This is a genomic window from Erythrobacter sp., from assembly GCF_030066995.1.
Taxonomy (GTDB): Bacteria; Pseudomonadota; Alphaproteobacteria; order Sphingomonadales; family Sphingomonadaceae; genus Erythrobacter.
On record NZ_JASJAP010000005.1, the window covers coordinates 276,934 to 294,563 of the forward strand.

14 protein-coding genes are annotated in these 17,630 nt (G+C 63.1%); 10 read left to right on the top strand and 4 right to left on the bottom strand.

From position 1 onward, the window contains the following. Nucleotides 1–48: 48 nt before the first annotated feature. The 5 genes from QNI87_RS12960 to csgH all read left to right on the top strand — a co-directional run bounded on the left by QNI87_RS12960 (nucleotide 49) and on the right by csgH (nucleotide 5,827). The gene (locus tag QNI87_RS12960) at nucleotides 49–2,106 is read left to right on the top strand and encodes a hypothetical protein (RefSeq protein WP_300597151.1); all 2,058 of its coding nucleotides are present in this window, start codon (nucleotides 49–51) and stop codon (nucleotides 2,104–2,106) included. Between the two features lie 67 nt (nucleotides 2,107–2,173). After that, entirely contained in the window at nucleotides 2,174–3,766 is a 1,593-nt protein-coding gene (locus QNI87_RS12965) for a hypothetical protein (protein WP_300597153.1), read from the top strand. Between the two features lie 152 nt (nucleotides 3,767–3,918). Next, a complete protein-coding gene (locus tag QNI87_RS12970; protein ID WP_300597155.1) occupies nucleotides 3,919–4,626 on the top strand; it encodes a hypothetical protein in 708 nt (235 codons plus the stop codon). Nucleotides 4,627–4,670: 44 nt separating this feature from the next. Beyond that, nucleotides 4,671–5,468 carry a hypothetical protein gene (locus QNI87_RS12975; protein ID WP_300597157.1) on the top strand — a complete coding sequence of 266 codons (798 nt, stop codon included), beginning with the start codon at nucleotides 4,671–4,673 and terminating at the stop codon, nucleotides 5,466–5,468. Then, nucleotides 5,465–5,827: a curli-like amyloid fiber formation chaperone CsgH gene (csgH, locus tag QNI87_RS12980; RefSeq protein ID WP_300597159.1), complete on the top strand. Its 363-nt coding sequence runs from the start codon at nucleotides 5,465–5,467 to the stop codon at nucleotides 5,825–5,827. The genes QNI87_RS12975 and csgH overlap by 4 nt, the downstream gene beginning before the upstream one ends. Before the next feature lie 27 nt (nucleotides 5,828–5,854). Here csgH and QNI87_RS12985 read toward each other — a convergent pair whose 3' ends face one another. Beyond that, nucleotides 5,855–7,462, bottom strand: coding sequence for a hypothetical protein (locus tag QNI87_RS12985; RefSeq protein WP_300597161.1), 1,608 nt, complete (start codon nucleotides 7,460–7,462; stop codon nucleotides 5,855–5,857). Between the two features lie 269 nt (nucleotides 7,463–7,731). Between QNI87_RS12985 and QNI87_RS12990 the strand changes: the two genes are divergently transcribed. Continuing rightward, complete coding sequence (locus tag QNI87_RS12990) at nucleotides 7,732–9,195, top strand: MATE family efflux transporter (RefSeq protein WP_300597163.1); 1,464 nt, start codon at nucleotides 7,732–7,734, stop codon at nucleotides 9,193–9,195. Here the strand turns inward: QNI87_RS12990 and QNI87_RS12995 are convergent. Further along, nucleotides 9,170–9,634, bottom strand: a complete 465-nt coding sequence (locus tag QNI87_RS12995) for a mechanosensitive ion channel domain-containing protein (RefSeq protein WP_300597166.1) — start codon at nucleotides 9,632–9,634, stop codon at nucleotides 9,170–9,172. The two genes, QNI87_RS12990 and QNI87_RS12995, sit on opposite strands and share 26 nt — an antisense overlap. A gap of 235 nt (nucleotides 9,635–9,869) precedes the next feature. Here QNI87_RS12995 and groES point away from each other — a divergent pair, with 235 nt between their 5' ends. The 3 genes from groES (at nucleotide 9,870) to QNI87_RS13010 (ending at nucleotide 13,354) form a co-directional block, all read left to right on the top strand. Further along, nucleotides 9,870–10,157: a co-chaperone GroES gene (gene groES / locus QNI87_RS13000; protein WP_300597168.1), complete on the top strand. Its 288-nt coding sequence runs from the start codon at nucleotides 9,870–9,872 to the stop codon at nucleotides 10,155–10,157. A gap of 81 nt (nucleotides 10,158–10,238) precedes the next feature. Further along, entirely contained in the window at nucleotides 10,239–11,882 is a 1,644-nt protein-coding gene (groL, locus tag QNI87_RS13005; protein WP_300597170.1) for a chaperonin GroEL, read from the top strand. 194 nt (nucleotides 11,883–12,076) lie between these two features. After that, on the top strand, nucleotides 12,077–13,354 hold the full coding sequence (locus tag QNI87_RS13010; protein ID WP_300597172.1) for a S41 family peptidase: 1,278 nt from the start codon (nucleotides 12,077–12,079) through the stop codon (nucleotides 13,352–13,354). A gap of 15 nt (nucleotides 13,355–13,369) precedes the next feature. Here the strand turns inward: QNI87_RS13010 and QNI87_RS13015 are convergent, their stop codons facing one another. Then, the gene (locus QNI87_RS13015; RefSeq protein WP_300597174.1) at nucleotides 13,370–15,658 is read right to left on the bottom strand and encodes a DUF305 domain-containing protein; all 2,289 of its coding nucleotides are present in this window, start codon (nucleotides 15,656–15,658) and stop codon (nucleotides 13,370–13,372) included. 307 nt (nucleotides 15,659–15,965) lie between these two features. On the opposite strand from QNI87_RS13015, the gene QNI87_RS13020 reads away from it, so the two are divergent. Further along, nucleotides 15,966–17,039 carry a serine hydrolase gene (locus QNI87_RS13020; RefSeq protein ID WP_300597176.1) on the top strand — a complete coding sequence of 358 codons (1,074 nt, stop codon included), beginning with the start codon at nucleotides 15,966–15,968 and terminating at the stop codon, nucleotides 17,037–17,039. A gap of 145 nt (nucleotides 17,040–17,184) precedes the next feature. On the opposite strand, the gene QNI87_RS13025 is transcribed toward QNI87_RS13020, so the two are convergent. Further along, the gene (locus QNI87_RS13025; RefSeq protein ID WP_300597178.1) at nucleotides 17,185–17,529 is read right to left on the bottom strand and encodes a hypothetical protein; all 345 of its coding nucleotides are present in this window, start codon (nucleotides 17,527–17,529) and stop codon (nucleotides 17,185–17,187) included. Nucleotides 17,530–17,630: the final 101 nt, after the last annotated feature.

A 17,630-nucleotide genomic window follows, 5' to 3' on the forward strand; every position in this document is an offset into this window, starting at 1 on the left:
GTCATTCACGTTTCACAAGTCACCTTTCACAATTCAGGGGAAACAATCGTGAAAAAGATAATTCTAGCAGGCGCCTCCATACTGGCGCTCTCGACAGCCTCGTCAGCCTTTGCGCAGGCGAGCGATTCCGACATCACCCAGACCGGTTCGGGTAACACCGCGGCGGTCTCGCAGACCGGCAATGAGAACGATTCCGATATCGATCAGGACGGCACGGACAACTTCGCGTCGGTTACGCAAAACGATGACGAGCCGGGCATTGCCGGGTTCAGCGTTCCGGCCAACAAGTCGGAGATCAACCAGACCGGTGATGCGGGCTATGCGCGTGTCGATCAGTTCTCGGAGGAAGCCGGTGGCCCTGGCAACTCGGCTACCATCAACCAGAACAGCATCGACGGATCGAGCGCCGGGACGAGCGGCAACGCATCGTTAGACGTCATCGTGAACGACGATGGCACGTTCAACAACTCGGCGATCATCACGCAGGTTTCCACCAGCGCGGGCGGTCCCAACACCGCGATCATCAATCAGGGTCAGGTTGCCGATACTTTCGGCACCCAGGCGGAAATCTTCCAGACCGGCGACAACAACGTATCGGCGATCGATCAGAACGCCCAGGGCGCGAGCGCGTTCAACAGCCAGTCGGAAAACAACAACATCTCGGACATCGTGCAGACCGACAGCACGCTGCAGCAATCTTCGGGAACCGAGCCGGACAAGGCCTTCGACCCGGAAGCCTATGTGGTCCAGACGGGTGGCGACAACACCTCGTTCGTCACGCAGACCGCTGGTGACGGCGATCGCAACATTGCGGCCGATGTGACCCAAAGCGTGGGCGGCAACACCTCGGATGTGAACCAGCAAGCCACCGGCGCTGGTTTCACCGGCGTTCTGGGCGCACGGGTCATCCAGGCGGACGGTTCCACGTCCGACCTCGACCAGATCGCAACCGGCGACAACGCGAAGAACATCTTCGCCACCATTCGTCAGAACGCTTCGACGTCGAACGTAAACCAGGTGGCATCGGGCGACGATTCCAAGTTCCTCGACGTCGACTCCCGCCAGTCGGGTGGGTCGTTTTCGACGGTCAATCAGACCGCGTCGGGCACCGGCGCAACGGTCATCGATGCCATCATCCGTCAGGACAACGGATCGACGTCGACGATCAACCAGACCGCAGCGGGCGCCAACTCCGGCAACCTGTTCGCCAGCGTCGATCAGGATAACGGGGCGATCTCGAACATCACCCAGAACGCGTTCGGCGACGGGTCCAACACCGCCGACGCTTTCGTCACGCAGAATGGCGCGAGCACCTCGAACATCACGCAGACCTTCGACAATGATGGCACCGCCAGTTTCTCGGCGACGGTCAATCAGGAAGGCGTCGGAAACCTGTCCAACGTCACCCAGCGCGATGAGGGCTTTGGCCAGATCGGCAACGCGGATGGAGGCCTTGTCGCCGAAGTCAATCAGACGGGCGATGGAAACCTTTCGAACCTGATCCAGGAAAACAAATCCGCCTTTGCCGACATCGACCAGACCGGCGACGGCAACGAAGTGCTCGCTTTCCAGGGCACCGCTGGCAACAATCTCACCGTGCTCCAGTCTGGCAACGCGAACTACTCGGAAAGCGACCAGCGCGGCCTGAACAACACCGCCGATGTTCTGCAGTCGGGCGATGGCGCTGAATCGTATATCGACCAGGACGGGCGCAACGATTTTGCCTTCGTTGACCAGCTCGCCGGTTCGGACGGTTCGGTCTCGCGGATCAATCAGATCGGCGCGGGCGGGCCGCAGTCCTGGAACAACGCGAACGTCACCCAGAGCGGTTTGCTCAACACCTCGCTGATCGAGCAGGGTGGCTTTGGCGGTGACGCCGATGTCCTTCAGTCTGGCGAGAACAACTCCAGCACCATCACGCAAAACGGCACCCTGTCCGGTTTCGGCAACACCGCCGACGTGACCCAGTCGGGCGACGCCAACCAGTCGGACATTCTCCAGAACGGTTGGGGCAACAGCGCGACGGTAACGCAGTCGAGCGACAACAACGCCTCGAACGTAACGCAGCTGGGCAATGGCCACACCGCAACCGTGATCCAGAACTGACCGGTCCGGCCGGCGGTCCAGAGCCGTCGGCCGACCCATTTTTCAAGCGCTCCCATAGGAGAAAACCATGAAGAAAATTGCACTTATCAGCGCCTCGGCCCTCGCGCTTTCGATCAGCGGCGCGGCCCTCGCGCAGCAGGCGCCTGTCACCGCCACACCGCTCAGCCCCGGCGTTGCGGACTGCACCACAACGGGCACGGGCGATTGCTCTGACGTTGAGCAGACCGGCACCGGCGAAACGGCCAGCGTCAGCCAAAGTGGAACCGGCACCTCGGTTTCGGACATCGACCAGACCGGCACCGGCAACACGGCGACGGTCACACAGACAAGCACCGCCGGGAATGCGAACGAATCCCTGATCACGCAAGGCTCGGCAGCCGTGAACGCCGAGGCCAGCGTGAGCCAGACCGGCGAGGGCAACCTGTCGCTCGTTAATCAGGCGGGTGACGACATTACAGCCACCGTCGTCCAGGATGGCTCGGGCAACAGCTCCGAGGTCGATCAGCGCGTCTTCTCCGACTTTTCGTCGGTAGCGGTCAGCCAGTTTGGCGATGCAAACGCCTCGGAAATCACCCAGACCGATGACGGCGCAAGCGTGAACGTGACCCAGTCGAACTTTCTTCCCGGATCGACCGGCAACAGCTCCGTTGTCACGCAAACCGGCGAAGGGGCGAACGTCTCGGTGATCCAGACCGGTCAGGAGAACGCCTCGGAAGTCGGCCAGAGCGCAAACAACGCAAACGTGTTCGTCACGCAAAGTGGCACTCAAAACGAATCCTTTGTGGATCAGGCGGGCGCCTTCACCAATGTCAGCGTGACCCAGACGGGCAACCGCAACCGATCGGAAGTGGACCAGGCTGGGCTTGGCGCCACCATTAATGTCGATCAGAACGGAAACGACAACCGCTCGATCGTTGAGCAGACCGCGCTCGGCGCGCTGGTCGATGTCGATCAGGTCGGAGACGACAATCTCTCCACCCTCGATCAGCTAAACGGCGGCGCCCTGGCCCGGGTTGACCAGACCGGCAACGACAACGAGGCGATCATTCGCGAACGCGCGGAAGCGTCGAGCGCCACGATCACCCAGACCGGTGACGGCAATTATGGCGCGATTGGTCAGGCGGATGCCTTTCAATTCACCTTTGGTGGAAACATCGAGTTCGACAGCGCCTCGATCACCCAGGAAGGCAACGGCAACCAGGGCACGATCCGCCAGTACGGCCGCTTCCAGCAGGCCTCGATCACGCAGATCGGCAACAACAACACCGCTGGCGACAGCGCGGGCGCCGTTGGCATCCGCCAGGTCGGTATCGGTCAGGTTGCCAACGTGTTGCAGCAAGGCGATGGCAACAACTCCGTCGTTCAGCAGGGCACCGGCAGCACGTTCTTCGTCGGCAGCGGCTCGAGCATGGACAATGTCGCGGACGTCAACCAGAGCGGCGACAACGGTGTGTCCACGATCATGCAGGACGGCAACAACAACACCGCCCTGCTCGAACAGCTCGCCGGGGGTGAAGGCAACGAATCCGTGATCATGCAAGGCGGCTTCGACAACTTCGCCAGCGTGCGTCAGGGCGGCGTCGCCGACTTCTCGAGCGTCGACCAGAACGGCACCGGCAACTCGGCTGTCGTTGCTCAGAACGTTCCGGTCAGCCCCTGAGCGTGGCCGCCTGATCGGTCGGGTGAGACGACCACCGCGTCTCACCCGGCTGATCACGCTTCAAGCCTCATCGCTCGCACCGGGGTCGACGGTGAGCCAAGTGTATCTTTCCAGGATTCGCTTCCATGTTCGGAACAGGATATAAGCCAGCCATGCGTTCCAAGATGACTTCACTGCGAGCCCTAGCCGCTGCGGCGTTGGTCCTCTTGCCCGGCGCGCTGGCGGCCCAGTCGCTCGATCCCGCCAGCGACGTCGAGATCGCTTCGGACACTCTGGAACGCCCGGAACGGGCCGCGGATTCAGGCGTGTTCATCACGCAGATCGGAGTGAACAACCGCGCCAGCACCGCCCAGTCCAGCGCCCGTCAGTTCGTTCAGATCGGGCAGGATGGCGATGACAACCAGGCGAGCGTTTTACAGGCCGATGACGGCGACCACTTTGCCCAGATCCTGCAGGATGGCGATGCGAACCTTGTCGAACTGAGCCAGCAGGGCACCGGCGCGACGACGCTGCTGCTCGCGCAGCAGGGCAACGGCAACAGCGTTCTGCTGTCGCAAAGCGATTTCGGCGGTGACGGTAGTGTGGCCGCGATTGCCCAAGCGGGAGTCGGCAACAGCATCGAGCTGACACAAAGCGGCAGCAACAATCAGGCAAACCTGCTTCAGACAGGCGACAACAATTCGATGATCGCCGAACAGTTTGGCAACGGGAACCGACTGACCTGGACCCAGACAGGCTCCAACCTCGGCCCCGCGCCCGCCGGGCAGGGGACACGCGTGACGCAGACCGGTGGCCAGGTGATCGAGATCACCCAGAGCTCGGGCGGAGGGGTGGCCTTTGCGCCGCCGCCCTCCAATTAAGGCTCTGCCGATTGTGGCCGTTGGCGAATAAGGGAGGCCATGACGTGCAAAGCGTCTTTTCGCAGCGGACAATCCTTGGGCTGATCGGCGTCGGGCTCGTCTCGCTGCCTGGGCTCTGCGCCGCTCAGGACGCTTCCCCGCCAGACGAAGGGCCCAGACCCAGCCAAAGCCGCACGCAAGTCGTCCAGATCGGCGAGCTCGCGCCCGATGAAACCGCCCAGCCGCCTGTACAGCCACCTGTGCAAACGATCTGGACCGATCAGGTGAGCGATGGACACAAGCGCGCCGACATCACTGAAAGCGCTGTTGGTCCGGCGCCGGATGAAAGCGGCCTTGCCACCGATCAGGTCAGCCCTGGCGAAGCCGTGAACCAGCCGGTGCCGCAGCTCAGCACCGCGGAGATGAGCCGCCTTCTGGCCCAATTGCCCGAAGCGGACCGGCAGATCGTCCTGGACGCGGTCGAAGGCGCCGACATTTGCGCAGACCCGCCCGACATCGAGGCCGTCATCGCGTTCTGCGAGCGGCGCCTGGAGACGCGCTCGGAAGAGTTCGCGGGGACGCGCGCGCCGGTCTTGTCGGCGGAAGAGCGGTTGCTTGGCAGCGGGCTTGAGGACGAGCCGGCGCTGAGCCTTGAAAGCGCTGTCGACCGGCTGGCGCGCAATGGCGGCCGCGCGGACGACCCTCAAAGCCAGGCGATCGCATCGGTGGCGCTGACCGCGAGCCTGACCCCCACACCGCAGGCCGAGGAACCGGGTGCAGGCACCGGCGGGGAAATTGCGCCGGAAACGCAGGCGCTCGTCGATGCGATCGTCCAGCAGGTTGGCAATGGAGGCGGATTGTGACCCTGACGCATCTGGCGGCTCTTTTGTCCTTGGCGCTTGGAGGCGCGAACACCATGGCTGTTGATCAGGATGGGCAATCCCGTCCCCAGGCAAGACCGCTTGGCCTTGAAATCACCGAGACCGATGACACGATCGAGTTGCGAGTGAAGTCGAACGGCGCGCGCGCGGCAGAGGTTGAATTCTCGCTTGAAGTGACCGGCGCTTCCACCTCTCGGCACAAAGGCAAGACAAAGCTTGCCGAGGGCGCTGAAACGGTGCTGGCGACCGTCCGGGTCTCGAAGAGCCCGGATTGGTGCGCGCGGCTTGAGGTCGCCGAAGCCGGCGAGACCTATGTGATCAATGACGGAGCCTGCGCCTGAGTGTTGGACGCCTGAGCGCCGGGCGCGTTAGCGTCGGATGATCTGATCCATCGTTATCGGGTCAACCCGCGGTCCCAGATCGTTCACCTGATCGATATGCACCTTGCGCGCGTGGGTCGGCAGGTGATCCTTCGATCCGATCGTGAACTCGTCGTAGACCGGATCGTAATCGATCGGGATGCCCGCTTGCTTGATCCGCGACAGCGGCACATAAGAATCGCGTGCGGGCGACGCTTTGATCCGTTGGTACTCGGCTGGATCGATCTGATCCTTCACCAGCTCGACAAGCGCGCCGAGATGCACGCTCAACTCCCGCTCGGTCTGCACGAATGTGAGCGTGCCGACCACAGTCCCGTTGATGCGGGTCGAAAGCGCGGACTGGTAGTCGAAACGCCCGGGCGAGGTTGAGGCGGACATTGATTGCGCCTGAGCGCCGGGGGCTGTCCTGGGAATGGCCAGGTTGGCCGGTTCGCCGCCTGCGATTTCCTGAACGCGCCGCGCCGCCTCATCGGGCGCGCCGGGGCTTGGCTGTTTCGGCGCCTGCCCAGCCACATTCTGCGTTTGCTGCGCGGGCTGCGACGCGCCCGCGCCGTCCCGCCTCGTCGCCGAGACTGCATCGACCATGGACGCAGGAACATTTGTGGCCGCCGCCAGGTTGGCCGCCCGATCGGCGGGCGCACCATTGAAAGCCTCCAAGGCATTGCCGGCGGCACCGGGCGTCAACCCCTCGCCCACCGCTGGAGTAGCACCCAGTTGCGGTGCCAGTTGCGATTGCTGTGTGGCCATCTCGGACACCGCGCCCGGCTCCGTCGCGACCGGTTCGCCCTCGCCCGCTTGCGCGGCAGCCAACGCCTTTGCGGGCGCGAAGCCGATCGCAGACGCGTCTTCGAGGCCCGAAATCACCGCCTCAGGCCGCTCGACCGATATGGCGCCGATCATCGCCTCCGAGCCCACGGAAACTCCTCCAAGCTCTTGCGAGTTCGCGCTCGTGAAGGCTGCGGGAAGGGCCGCGACAACGGCGCGCGTGACGATCGCTCCGGCAGCGGAAACCGGCTCTGCCGCCGGAAGCGGGCGCAGTGGTTCCTGCTCGAATGTGTCGCCGAACGCCGCCTGACCCGTTTGCGGCGCAAAATCCGAAAAGGTGGGGGCCGCGAAGGCTGCGGCAAACGCGTCGGTGGATGACGGAGCAACCTCAAGCGTGGTTGGCGTCGGCGCGAATTCCGATGGCGCGCCGACAGGCGCTGTCGCTCGATCGCCAGCCGCAATCGGCGAGGGGTCTGGAGCGGACACTGGCTTTGTCGGCGCCTCGATGGCTGCCCCTGCGCCACCCGGCTGAAACAGCGCGCTCTGTGGTGATCGGGTAACGCCAAAAGCGGGGCCGCGTGCCGTCTCTCGCAAGGCCTCCACCGGACTCGTGATTGGGCTCGTGACAGCGCTCGCGATTGGGCCCGTAACGGGGCTCGTAACTGGGCTCGTAACTGGGCCCGTGGGCACGTCGGGCCACAGGACACCGTCGCGGCCCTCGAACGCGAGCGCCGGGAGCCCCTCATTCGCCTTCACCGGACCGGTGGCCACCGCAGAAATGAATGGGGCGGGAAACAGAAAGCTGGCCGAAGCGATCGTCGTTCCCGCCACCAATTGTTTGCGAATCGAGCCGCGGCGAGGCGCGTCAACGCGCGCCGCCCCATCACCATGGAGTCCGAAAGTTCTGACTTTGCGCACAATATCCCCCTGTGTGAGTCGGTGTTAGCAAACTGCGGCGCCTGAATCGATTCACTTTTGCAGCTCTTGCCCCTCATCGGGACACGCGCGGGCCTGCGTGGCCGCCTCTTCGGTGTCGCCCAAATCCACAGCCGATTTCAGGCTTTCGCGACTCGGCGCTCGCGCCTATGCGGGCCGGCTGCATGGAACACGCCCCCGCCTTGAACACGGCCTTGAAGACGCCGAACTGGACCGGCGAATTGCGCGCCACACTGCTGCTGGCCGCGCCGCTGGCGCTCGCCAACATGCTGCAGATGCTGACCTACGCCGTCGATGTGATTTTCATCGCAAGACTGGGCGAGGCCGAACTGGCCGCCTCCTCGCTTGTAATGGCGCTCTTCGGGCTTATCGTGTGGGCTCTCAGCGCACTGACGGCCGCGGTGGCGCCGTTGATCGCCGCGGACCTGGGCGAGCGGCCCAACGCGATCCGCCCCGTGCGTCGATCCATGCGCATGGCCTTGTGGCTCGCAGTCTTCTCGGGCGCGCTGGGCATGGCGCTCTCGATGGTGACGATCCCGGTCATGCACGCAACCGGACAGCCCGCCGAAGTGATCGTTCTTGCCGGACCCTATCTCCTGGCCCTGGTCTGGTCGCTCATACCCATGGTCGTGGGCAATGTCCTGCGCACCTATGTCTCCACCCTCGGGCGGCCAATCTTCGCCACGGCGATCACGGCGGTCGGGATCGGGGTGAACGCTCTGGGCAATTACGCCTTGATATTCGGCAATTGGGGCGCACCACGCCTGGAATTGCTGGGCGCCGGGCTTGCCACGATCATCACGACCACGTCGACCATGCTGGCCTATGTGGCGGTCATCCGGCTGGATCGCAGATTGCATCGCTACCGGATTTTCGGGCGCTGGTGGCGGCCCGATTGGGACCGTTTTGGCCAGATCGTACGGATCGGCACGCCAATCGCGCTCACCGTGCTGGCCGAGGCGGGGATCTTCGGAGCGGCGGCGTTCCTGATGGGCCGGTTCGGCGCCTCCGAACTTGCCGGACACACCATTGCACTCAACATCGCCGCTTTCGCTTTTCAGGTGCCCTTCGGGGTCGGGCAGGCGGTGACCATCCGCGTCGGCTATTTTTACGGCGCGCGTGATCCCCAAGGCATCAAGCAGGCCGGATGGGTCGCTATCGCCATCGGCACGGGCTTTATGGCGTTGACGGCAATCGCCATGATCCTGACCCCTTACCTTCTGCTCTCGATCTATCTCGACCCTAAAGCGACCGCGAACGCGGCGCTTGTGGGCTTTGCCCTGCAATACTTGGTATGGGCCGCCGCGTTTCAACTGGTTGACGGGCTTCAGGCGGTATCGCTGGGCGCGCTGCGCGGTCTTCAGGACACGCGCGTGCCGATGTGGATCGCGGTGTTCAGCTATTGGGTGCCCGGTTTCGGCCTTGCGATCGGCCTGGGGTTCTTCACGATTTTGGAGGGAACCGGCGTCTGGATCGGGCTCGCCACCGGGCTGACCTTTGCAGCGGCGCTGCTTACCTGGCGCTGGTGGCGCCGCGAGGCGCTGGGGCTGACGCGGCGCTCAACCGGTCAGGCTAACCCGGTTGCGCAGCCGCAGGAGATGATCAGGCCGCAACCACCCGCTGTGTAACCTCGCGCTGCGGGAACGGGATCGAGATACCCGCCTTGTCAAAGCGCGTCTTCGCTTGTTCCGTCAGGTCCCAGCTCATCGCCAGATAATCGGCCATGTTGCACCAGACGCGCAATCCCATGGTGACCGAGGATTCGTCGAGCGAACTGACGAACACGACGGGATCAGGATCATCCAGCACCCGGTCATCGCCGCGCGCCATGGCGAGGAGTTCCTCGCGCGCGCATTCCATGCTGTCCTCGTAGGAAATGCCGATCAACAGATCGAACCGGTCCGAGCGTTCGAGCGCCTTGGAAACGGTGCGCGAAATGATCCCGGCGAGCAGAAATCCGAGGATGAGGACAGCAACGCCGCCGGAGATATCCATCATGTTGGTCTTGACCCAGATCATCACCGTCTGCGGGATCGAAAGGGTCGCGATTTCGGTGTCAATTTGCATTTTCTATCCTGTCCAGGCGGCGCGCATCCAGGCGGTCCTCGTGCCTATGGCGATGGTGCAGCGCGCCCCTAGCTCCAAGAGCCACGCGCCAGGAAACCCCTTTCGAGGAGGGATGAAATTTTTTCGCCTCACAGGTGTTGACTCATGCGCGCCTCGCAACCACATGCGCGGCGCTGGCACTCTATGCATGAGAGTGCCAGCACGAGCTAATTCAACAGAAGAGAGGTCATACACAATGGCATTTCGTCCCCTGCACGACCGCGTTCTGGTGCGTCGTATCGAAGCCGACACCAAGACCGCTGGTGGCATCATCATCCCCGACAGCGCTCAGGAAAAGCCGAGTGAAGGCGAAATCGTCGCCGTTGGCGAAGGTTCGCGCGACGACGACGGCGATCGCATCCCGCTCGACGTCAAGACCGGCGATCGCATCCTATTTGGCAAGTGGGGCGGCACCGAAGTCAAGATCGACGGCGAAGACCTGCTGATCATGAAGGAAAGCGACATTATGGGGGTGATCGCCTGATCACCTGAAATGGGCGTGATCGCCTGATCGGCGCAACGCTCACGCTTTCTTCACACCTCATCAAATTCAGGAGATAAGACTATGTCTGCCAAGGACGTGAAATTCTCGCGCGACGCGCGCGAAGGCATCCTCAAGGGCGTCGACACGCTCGCCAACGCTGTCAAGGTGACGCTGGGTCCGAAAGGCCGCAACGTCGTGATCGACAAGAGCTTTGGCGCGCCGCGCATCACCAAGGACGGCGTCACCGTCGCCAAGGAAATCGAGCTTAAGGACAAGTTCGAGAACATGGGCGCGCAGATGCTGCGCGAAGTCGCCTCGAAGACCAACGATCTGGCCGGCGATGGCACCACCACCGCCACGGTCCTGGGTCAGGCGATCGTGCGCGAAGGCATGAAGTCGGTTGCCGCCGGCATGAACCCGATGGATCTCAAGCGCGGCATCGACCTTGCGGTCGACAAGGTCGTCGAGAACCTCAAGGGCCGTTCGAAGGACGTGGCTGGCTCGGGCGAAATCGCGCAGGTCGGCATCATCTCCGCCAACGGGGACACCGAAGTCGGTGAGAAGATCGCCGAAGCGATGGAAAAGGTCGGCAAGGAAGGCGTCATCACCGTAGAAGAAGCCAAGGGCCTCGAATTCGAGCTTGACGTTGTCGAGGGCATGCAGTTCGACCGCGGCTACCTCTCGCCCTACTTCATCACCAACCCGGACAAGATGACGGTCGAACTCGACAACCCCTACATCCTGATCCACGAGAAGAAGCTTTCGAACCTGCAGTCCATGCTGCCGGTGCTCGAAGCGGCGATGCAGTCGGGCCGTCCGCTGCTCATCATCGCGGAAGACATCGAAGGCGAAGCGCTCGCGACCCTCGTCGTGAACAAGCTGCGCGGCGGCCTCAAGGTTGCGGCTGTCAAGGCTCCGGGCTTCGGCGATCGTCGCAAGGCCATGCTCCAGGACATCGCGATCCTGACGCAGGGCGAAATGGTCAGCGAAGATCTCGGCATCAAGCTCGAAAACGTGACACTGGGCATGCTCGGCGAAGCCAAGCGCGTGCAGATCGACAAGGACAACACCACCATCGTTGATGGCGCCGGTTCGGCCGATGACATCAAGGCGCGCGTCGGTGAAATCCGCACGCAGATGGAAAACACCACCAGCGACTACGACAAGGAAAAGCTGCAGGAGCGTCTTGCCAAGCTCGCCGGCGGCGTGGCCGTCATCAAGGTGGGCGGCGCGACCGAAGTTGAAGTGAAGGAACGCAAGGACCGCGTCGACGACGCCCTGCACGCGACCCGTGCGGCGGTTGAAGAAGGCATCGTTCCGGGCGGTGGCACGGCCCTGCTCTACGCCACCAAGGCGCTCGAAGGCCTCGAAGGCACCAACGACGACCAGACCCGCGGTGTCGACATTGTGCGCCGCGCGCTTCAGGCTCCGATCCGCCAGATCGCCGAGAACGCCGGCTTCGACGGCGCGGTTGTCGCGGGCAAGCTGATCGATGGCAAGGACGAGGCGATCGGCTTCAACGCCGCGACCGACGTCTACGAAGACCTCGCCAAGGCCGGCGTGATCGACCCGACCAAGGTCGTTCGCACCGCGCTGCAGGACGCAGCTTCCGTGGCCGGTCTGCTCGTCACCACCGAAGCGGCGATCGTCGACCTGCCGGAAGACAAGCCCGCCGCGCCCGCCATGCCCGACATGGGCGGCATGGGCGGAATGGGCGGCTTTTAAGCAAGCCTGTCCTGAGGCCCTCGAAGGGCCCAGCGCTGACTTACGCTACAAGAAGGCCCCGTCGGAGCGATCCGGCGGGGCCTTTTGATTGCGTCGAACAATCGCTTCAACACGATCCTCAGGAGTGAACTTGACGCATTTGGCGCAAGCCGTATTATCGATTTAATACAGCAAAGCATCGAAGGAGGGCGCGCGTGCCCACTGTCAGGAAGCGCGTGGGCGCGATGGCGGCACTGCTGCTTGTCGCCGCTCACCCCGCTACAGCCGAGCCGGCTCAGCCAACCCAGACCAGTCCTACCTTCAACGCCGATCAGGTTCGCGAGGATCTGGAAGCTTGGCTTGAATGGACTCGATCTACGCATCCCGATCTGTCCTACTCAGTGAACCCCGCAACCATTGACGACACAGCCAAACGGGTTTCGCAGACGCTTCCTGAAACGCTTACGCGGGCCGAGGCGTGGAAGGCAATGGCGAGGCTCAATCCCCTGTTCAACGACGCGCATGTCGGTCTCTTGGTCCCTCCAGCAGCCGATGTTGGGGCCGACGCGCTTGCGGTCGCAGTCAGCGCGAATGGAGACACTCTGGAGATCGCACCCAATGGCGACACGCGAGGGGCCGCGGCTCGGATTGTTGCTTTCAATGGGGTGCCTTGGTCCGATCTGGCGCAGGAGGCGATGGAGCTTCTGCGCGGCGAGAACGACGCGCTGCGACGGTTCATCATAGAACGAAGACTGCACGGCCTGCTTCGTTTGCTTCTGCCTGAGGGCGAGGTTACGAGGATGACGCTGCAAACGGCACCAACCAGCCGGATTGAGCTTCCCATTGATCCATCGCGCATTCGCTTCACGCCAACCGGTGCCAGTGACTACGCCCTCAGCTTTGAAGGTGACACAGCCACCCTCTTCATTCCGAGCTTCTCGCGCGACCGGGAGCGGGAATTTGCGGCATTTCTGGAGCAGGCCTTTGCCTCCATTGCAGAGCGTGAGAGCGAGCGCCTTGTCATCGACATCAGTCAGAATGGCGGGGGCGCCCACGAACTCTCTGACCGACTGATGGCCTACCTGACGGACGAACCATTCGCGTCCACCTCCGCCATCAGCGCCCGCGTTACTCCTGAGAATATGGCGATGATCCCGGGCGCCGCGCTCGGCGATGTCGTGACCGTGCCCTTTTCCGAGCCGGTCAGTCCGCCAGAAGTCCTGCCGAACCGGTTTGCCGGAGAAGTGGCCATCAAGCTTGGGGCCAAGACCTATTCACAGGCCATCGTTTTCGCTGCGACAGCCCAAGATGCCGGCCTCGCGCAGCTCATCGGAGCGTCGCCGAACGCGCCCGCCAATCAAACCGGTCAGGTGCAGACGTTGACGCTCCCGAACACCGGTTTCAAGGTGCGTGCGCCGATCTACATCATCTATCGAGGGTCGGGCGATCGAAGCCGCGACCCTCTCAAGACCTCTGCTCCGCGAGCGCCCTGAGCGAACGCCGCTCCGTCACCCGCCCTTCCGGCTCGCTTCCGCCGCTTCGATCACCGCTTCGTCCCACGTCACCTGCGTTTGGGTCTGCGGGTTGAAGCGGGTGTTAGCGTAGCTCGCGGCTTCCGCTGCGGCGATTTCTTCGGCGGTCAGGAACTCGCTCGGCTCAAGCGCGAACACATCGACCCCCCGCGTGATCTCGGTCGCGTAGATGTGGCCATTGTACCAATAGGCGGACCAGTAACCGCCCAGGACAAGCTGCTCGCCATCGATCGGGCCACGGTCGAAAAAGGCAATTTCTTTCGGATTGGCGCTGTCGGTGAAGTCCATCACGCTGATCCCGCCCTGGTACCAGGCCTGCAAGAAGAGATCGCGGCCCGGCACCGGGATGATCGATCCATTGTGCGCAACGCAGTTTTCCTTTTCGCTCTGCGGTCCGGGCATCTTGTAGTGGCTGCGGAATTCGAGCTTGCCATCGACGATGTCGTAAATCGCGTTGGCGCCCCAATCCATCGGGTCCTTGGCCGTGCAGTGCGGCCGCCCGCCGCCGCCCCACTCATCGGTGAAGACCACCTTGGTGCCATCGTTGTTGAAGGTTGCCGAGTGCCAGTAGGCAAAGCCCTTGTCGAACACAGCGTCGGTGCGCACCGGATTGTAGGGGTCTGAGATGTCCATCAGGATGCCGTTGCCCGAGCACGCGCCCGCCGCGATACCCAGCGAGGGGAAGACCGTGATGTCGTGGCACTGATTGGTCTGGCGGGTTGTCTGCGTCCCCTTCCCGCTGTCGCCGCCGAGCCAGAGCCCGGCGATCTCGCCCGTTCCCTCGTCGGCAAACACACGCGGGCTGCTGACAATGCGCGCGCTCGAAGGGTCGGCGAGCGGGATCTCGATCACGTCGATACTGAACAGCGCTGTGCGCGTGCTGGAGGGGTCCTGTACGCAGCGCGCGAGTTCCTCGGTCTTGCGGACCCGGCTGGTGCCCGAATTGTAGACGATGATCTTCTCATCGTCATGCGCGATGACCGAGTGCGTGTGGCTGCCCCGGCAGGTTTGCACCTGTCCAACCTGGCGAACCGCGGTGAGATCGGAGATGTCGAAGATCCGCAGGCCCCGGAAGCGTTCTTCGGACACATCGCCCTCAACCCCCTGAAGCCCGCAATCGACCCGCCCGCGGGTCTGCTCGACACTCATCACCAGGATGTCGCCCACAACCGAGACATCGCCCTGACCACCTGGACACACGACCGAGCTCATCAGGTTCGGCACCCCGTCCTCGCCCAGCTTGTAGATGTTGAAGCCGTGGTAACTGCCCGCGATCATGATGTCGTCGAAGAACGCCATGTCGGTGTTGGCGAAATCGAGCAGCGGAGTGCGCTCGGCGAACTGGGTGAGCGTTTCCTCATCGTCGCCGCGCTCAGGGGTCTCCCCGTCGTCGGCGTCGGCGACGTCCTCTACCGCGTCCTCGGCCTCGGCCCCTTCCTCCTCATCCATCGGGATTTCGGGGCGAAGATCGGCCGGGTTATCCGGGTTGAAGAAACCGGCGGGTTTGGGAAGGCTGACCACCTTGCGCAGGTTCAGGATCGCCTCGCCCGCGTCCGCAAAGCCCGGCGCAAGGCCCGCGCGCGGATCGGGCGAAAGCTCGGCGAGCAGCGCGTTCATCTTGCTGATTTCGGCCTGCTGATCGTTCTCGATGTCGCTGACAAATTGAAACAGCACCGGGTCAGCGGCGGTGCCGAGCTCGCCCAGCAGGTCATCGACCATCTCGATCGCGCCTTCGTGGTGCGCGATCATCAGGGTCAGGAACAGGCGGTCGAACTCCACCCCGCTCAGCGTCGCCAGCTCGGCCATCTGTTCGGGCGTTGCCATCCCCGACATCTTCGAATGGTCCACCATGGCGTGCTTGGAGTGGTCCATCCCCGAATGGTCCATCATGCCGACCATGACGGTCTTCTCGCCGCGCTCTTCAAGCCATGTGTTCATGAATTCGATCTCGTCGGCCTGGCTCGATTCGATGCGTCCCCCGATCGCGACCAGCTCCTCGCGGTTGGTTCGGTCCTTGATGAGCTCGGCCATATCGACAGCCTGCTGGTGGTGCACGATCATGCCCTGCATGAAGCTGACATCGGCGGGCGTGTAGCTTGCAGCGGCAAGTTGGCTTGCTTCTTCGACAGTCAGCGTGCGGCTATTCTGGCCCGGCGCACCGGGTTGAACGATCGGGGCAGCCTGGGCGAGAGCCACGCTGGATGTGCCAAACAAGAGAGCGCACAGAGTTACGTTAACGGACAAACGGCGGTTAGAATCGGACATCAATTTTCCCATCGATACAAAAATATTGCCCGCAAAGTGCCGCCGTTAAGCCGCCAGTCAAGGGCGACTGGGCAATTTCCGCGATAACTCGGGCGGGAACGTGTTCCCTGTTGAACGCTTATTTACGGGAAAAGGCAGCGCTTTTTCGGCGCCTCATGGCATCGAACGCGGTGCGCCATCGTGGCTTGATCGCTGATCAGGCACATCTGGTCGCAACCGCCAGCGCGTTGGCTTGTCGCGACGAATCGAGGCCATCTACCATCGCGCTTTAAGCTTGCGCTAACTTTAGTCGGAGACACTTCACCGCATGTTTCGTCTCAGCTCGCTTCTCATCCCGATCACTCTGGCCTTTGCCATGGTCGCGCCCGCTCACGCCGATCAGAGCGATCTCAACGCCAGCTTCGACACCGCGTTCGGCACCGAGATGCGAGCGCCGACGACGTTTCAGGCGATCTACGAGACCAGTTTCGAAGCCCAGATTGCCGAGCTTGCCGATGGGACGCGTGGGCGCATCGGTGTGTACGCGGTTGATTTGGCCACGGGCGACGAGGTCTCGATCCTGGGCGACATGCGCTTCCCGATGGCGTCCACCAGCAAAGTGGCGGTCGCGGCCACGTTCCTCGCAGGAGTGGATGAAGGCAAGTACAGCCTGACCAGCGAATACCCGCTTCAGGTTCCGGTGCGATCCAAGAAATTCTCTTCGGACGCCGCACCGGTCAAACAGGGCAATTATGTCCCCGCCCATGAGCTGATCGGCCTGATGATCTCCAAAAGCTGCAACAGTTGCACCGATGCATTGATCAAAGTGGTCGGCGGCACCGACGCGGTCAATAAATGGGTGCACGAGGAAGCGGGGATCAAGGACTTCGAGCTGTCACGCACGATCGCCACACTTGTTCGCGACGATGGCGAGTTCGATCCTGTCGAATGGGTCGACCCTCGCGATTCGGCTACGCCGCGCGCCATGGGGCAGTTGCTCGCCGGTCTCCATCAGGGCCGTTGGCTAAGCGCGGAAAGCCGCGCGGTGCTGATGGCTGCGCTGGAGAAGACGACGACCGGTCGCCGCCGCATGAACGCCGCTTTGCCGGAAGAAGCCTCTCTGGCGCACAAGACCGGCACTTTGAGCCGCACGGCGAGCGATATCGGCATTTTCCGGCTCGCCGATGGCCGGGCCATCGCTGCGGCCATTTATGTCACAGGCCAAAGCGCCAACCTGACGGACGAGCGCCGGAACAAGCGCGCAGCGCGGGCGCGGCGGGACGCGCGAATCGCGGACATCACCCGGGCGCTATACACGGGCTTCTCGGCCAAGGCGGGATTGCTCGACGATCCGACCAGCAACTGGACTGCAGCGCCGGACGGCAACCGCACCGGCGGCTAAACCCGGTACGGAGAGGCCCCCGATACGAAAAAGGCCCCGATACGAAAAAGGCCCCGATACGAAAAAGGCGGCGCCGGATCGGCACCGCCCCTTAGCGAGATCATCGTCCCCCTCGGTAGGAAACGACGGCCTTGAGCGCGCGGGTTTAGTCGTCGCTTATCATGTCTTCGGCCTTGGCGGTGGCCTCTTCGATCGCGGCACCCGCGTCGTTAGCTGCGCCTTCGACCGCGTCGGCTGCGTCACCAGCGGCGCCCTCTACGGCGTCGACGGCATCACCGGCCGCGCCTTCGACAGCGTCGCCAGCGGCTTCGGCGCCTTCGGCGGCTTCGCCAGCCATTTCACCGGCCATTTCGCCAGCGGCTTCAGCGTTCGCTTCGGCGTCGGCGGCCATGGCATCAACGGTTTCGCCAGCTTTGTCAGCGGTTTCCGAGCACGCGGCAAGGCCGAGAGCCGAAGTCGCGATAGCAGCGGCAAGAACAATCTTACGCATAATAGTAAATCCTTGTTTCAACGAGTGAAATACGTGGGAAACTCAGTGCCTGATCCACGCGAAGTCGGCTTTTTGTCCCCCGACCTCTGGCGGTTTGATAA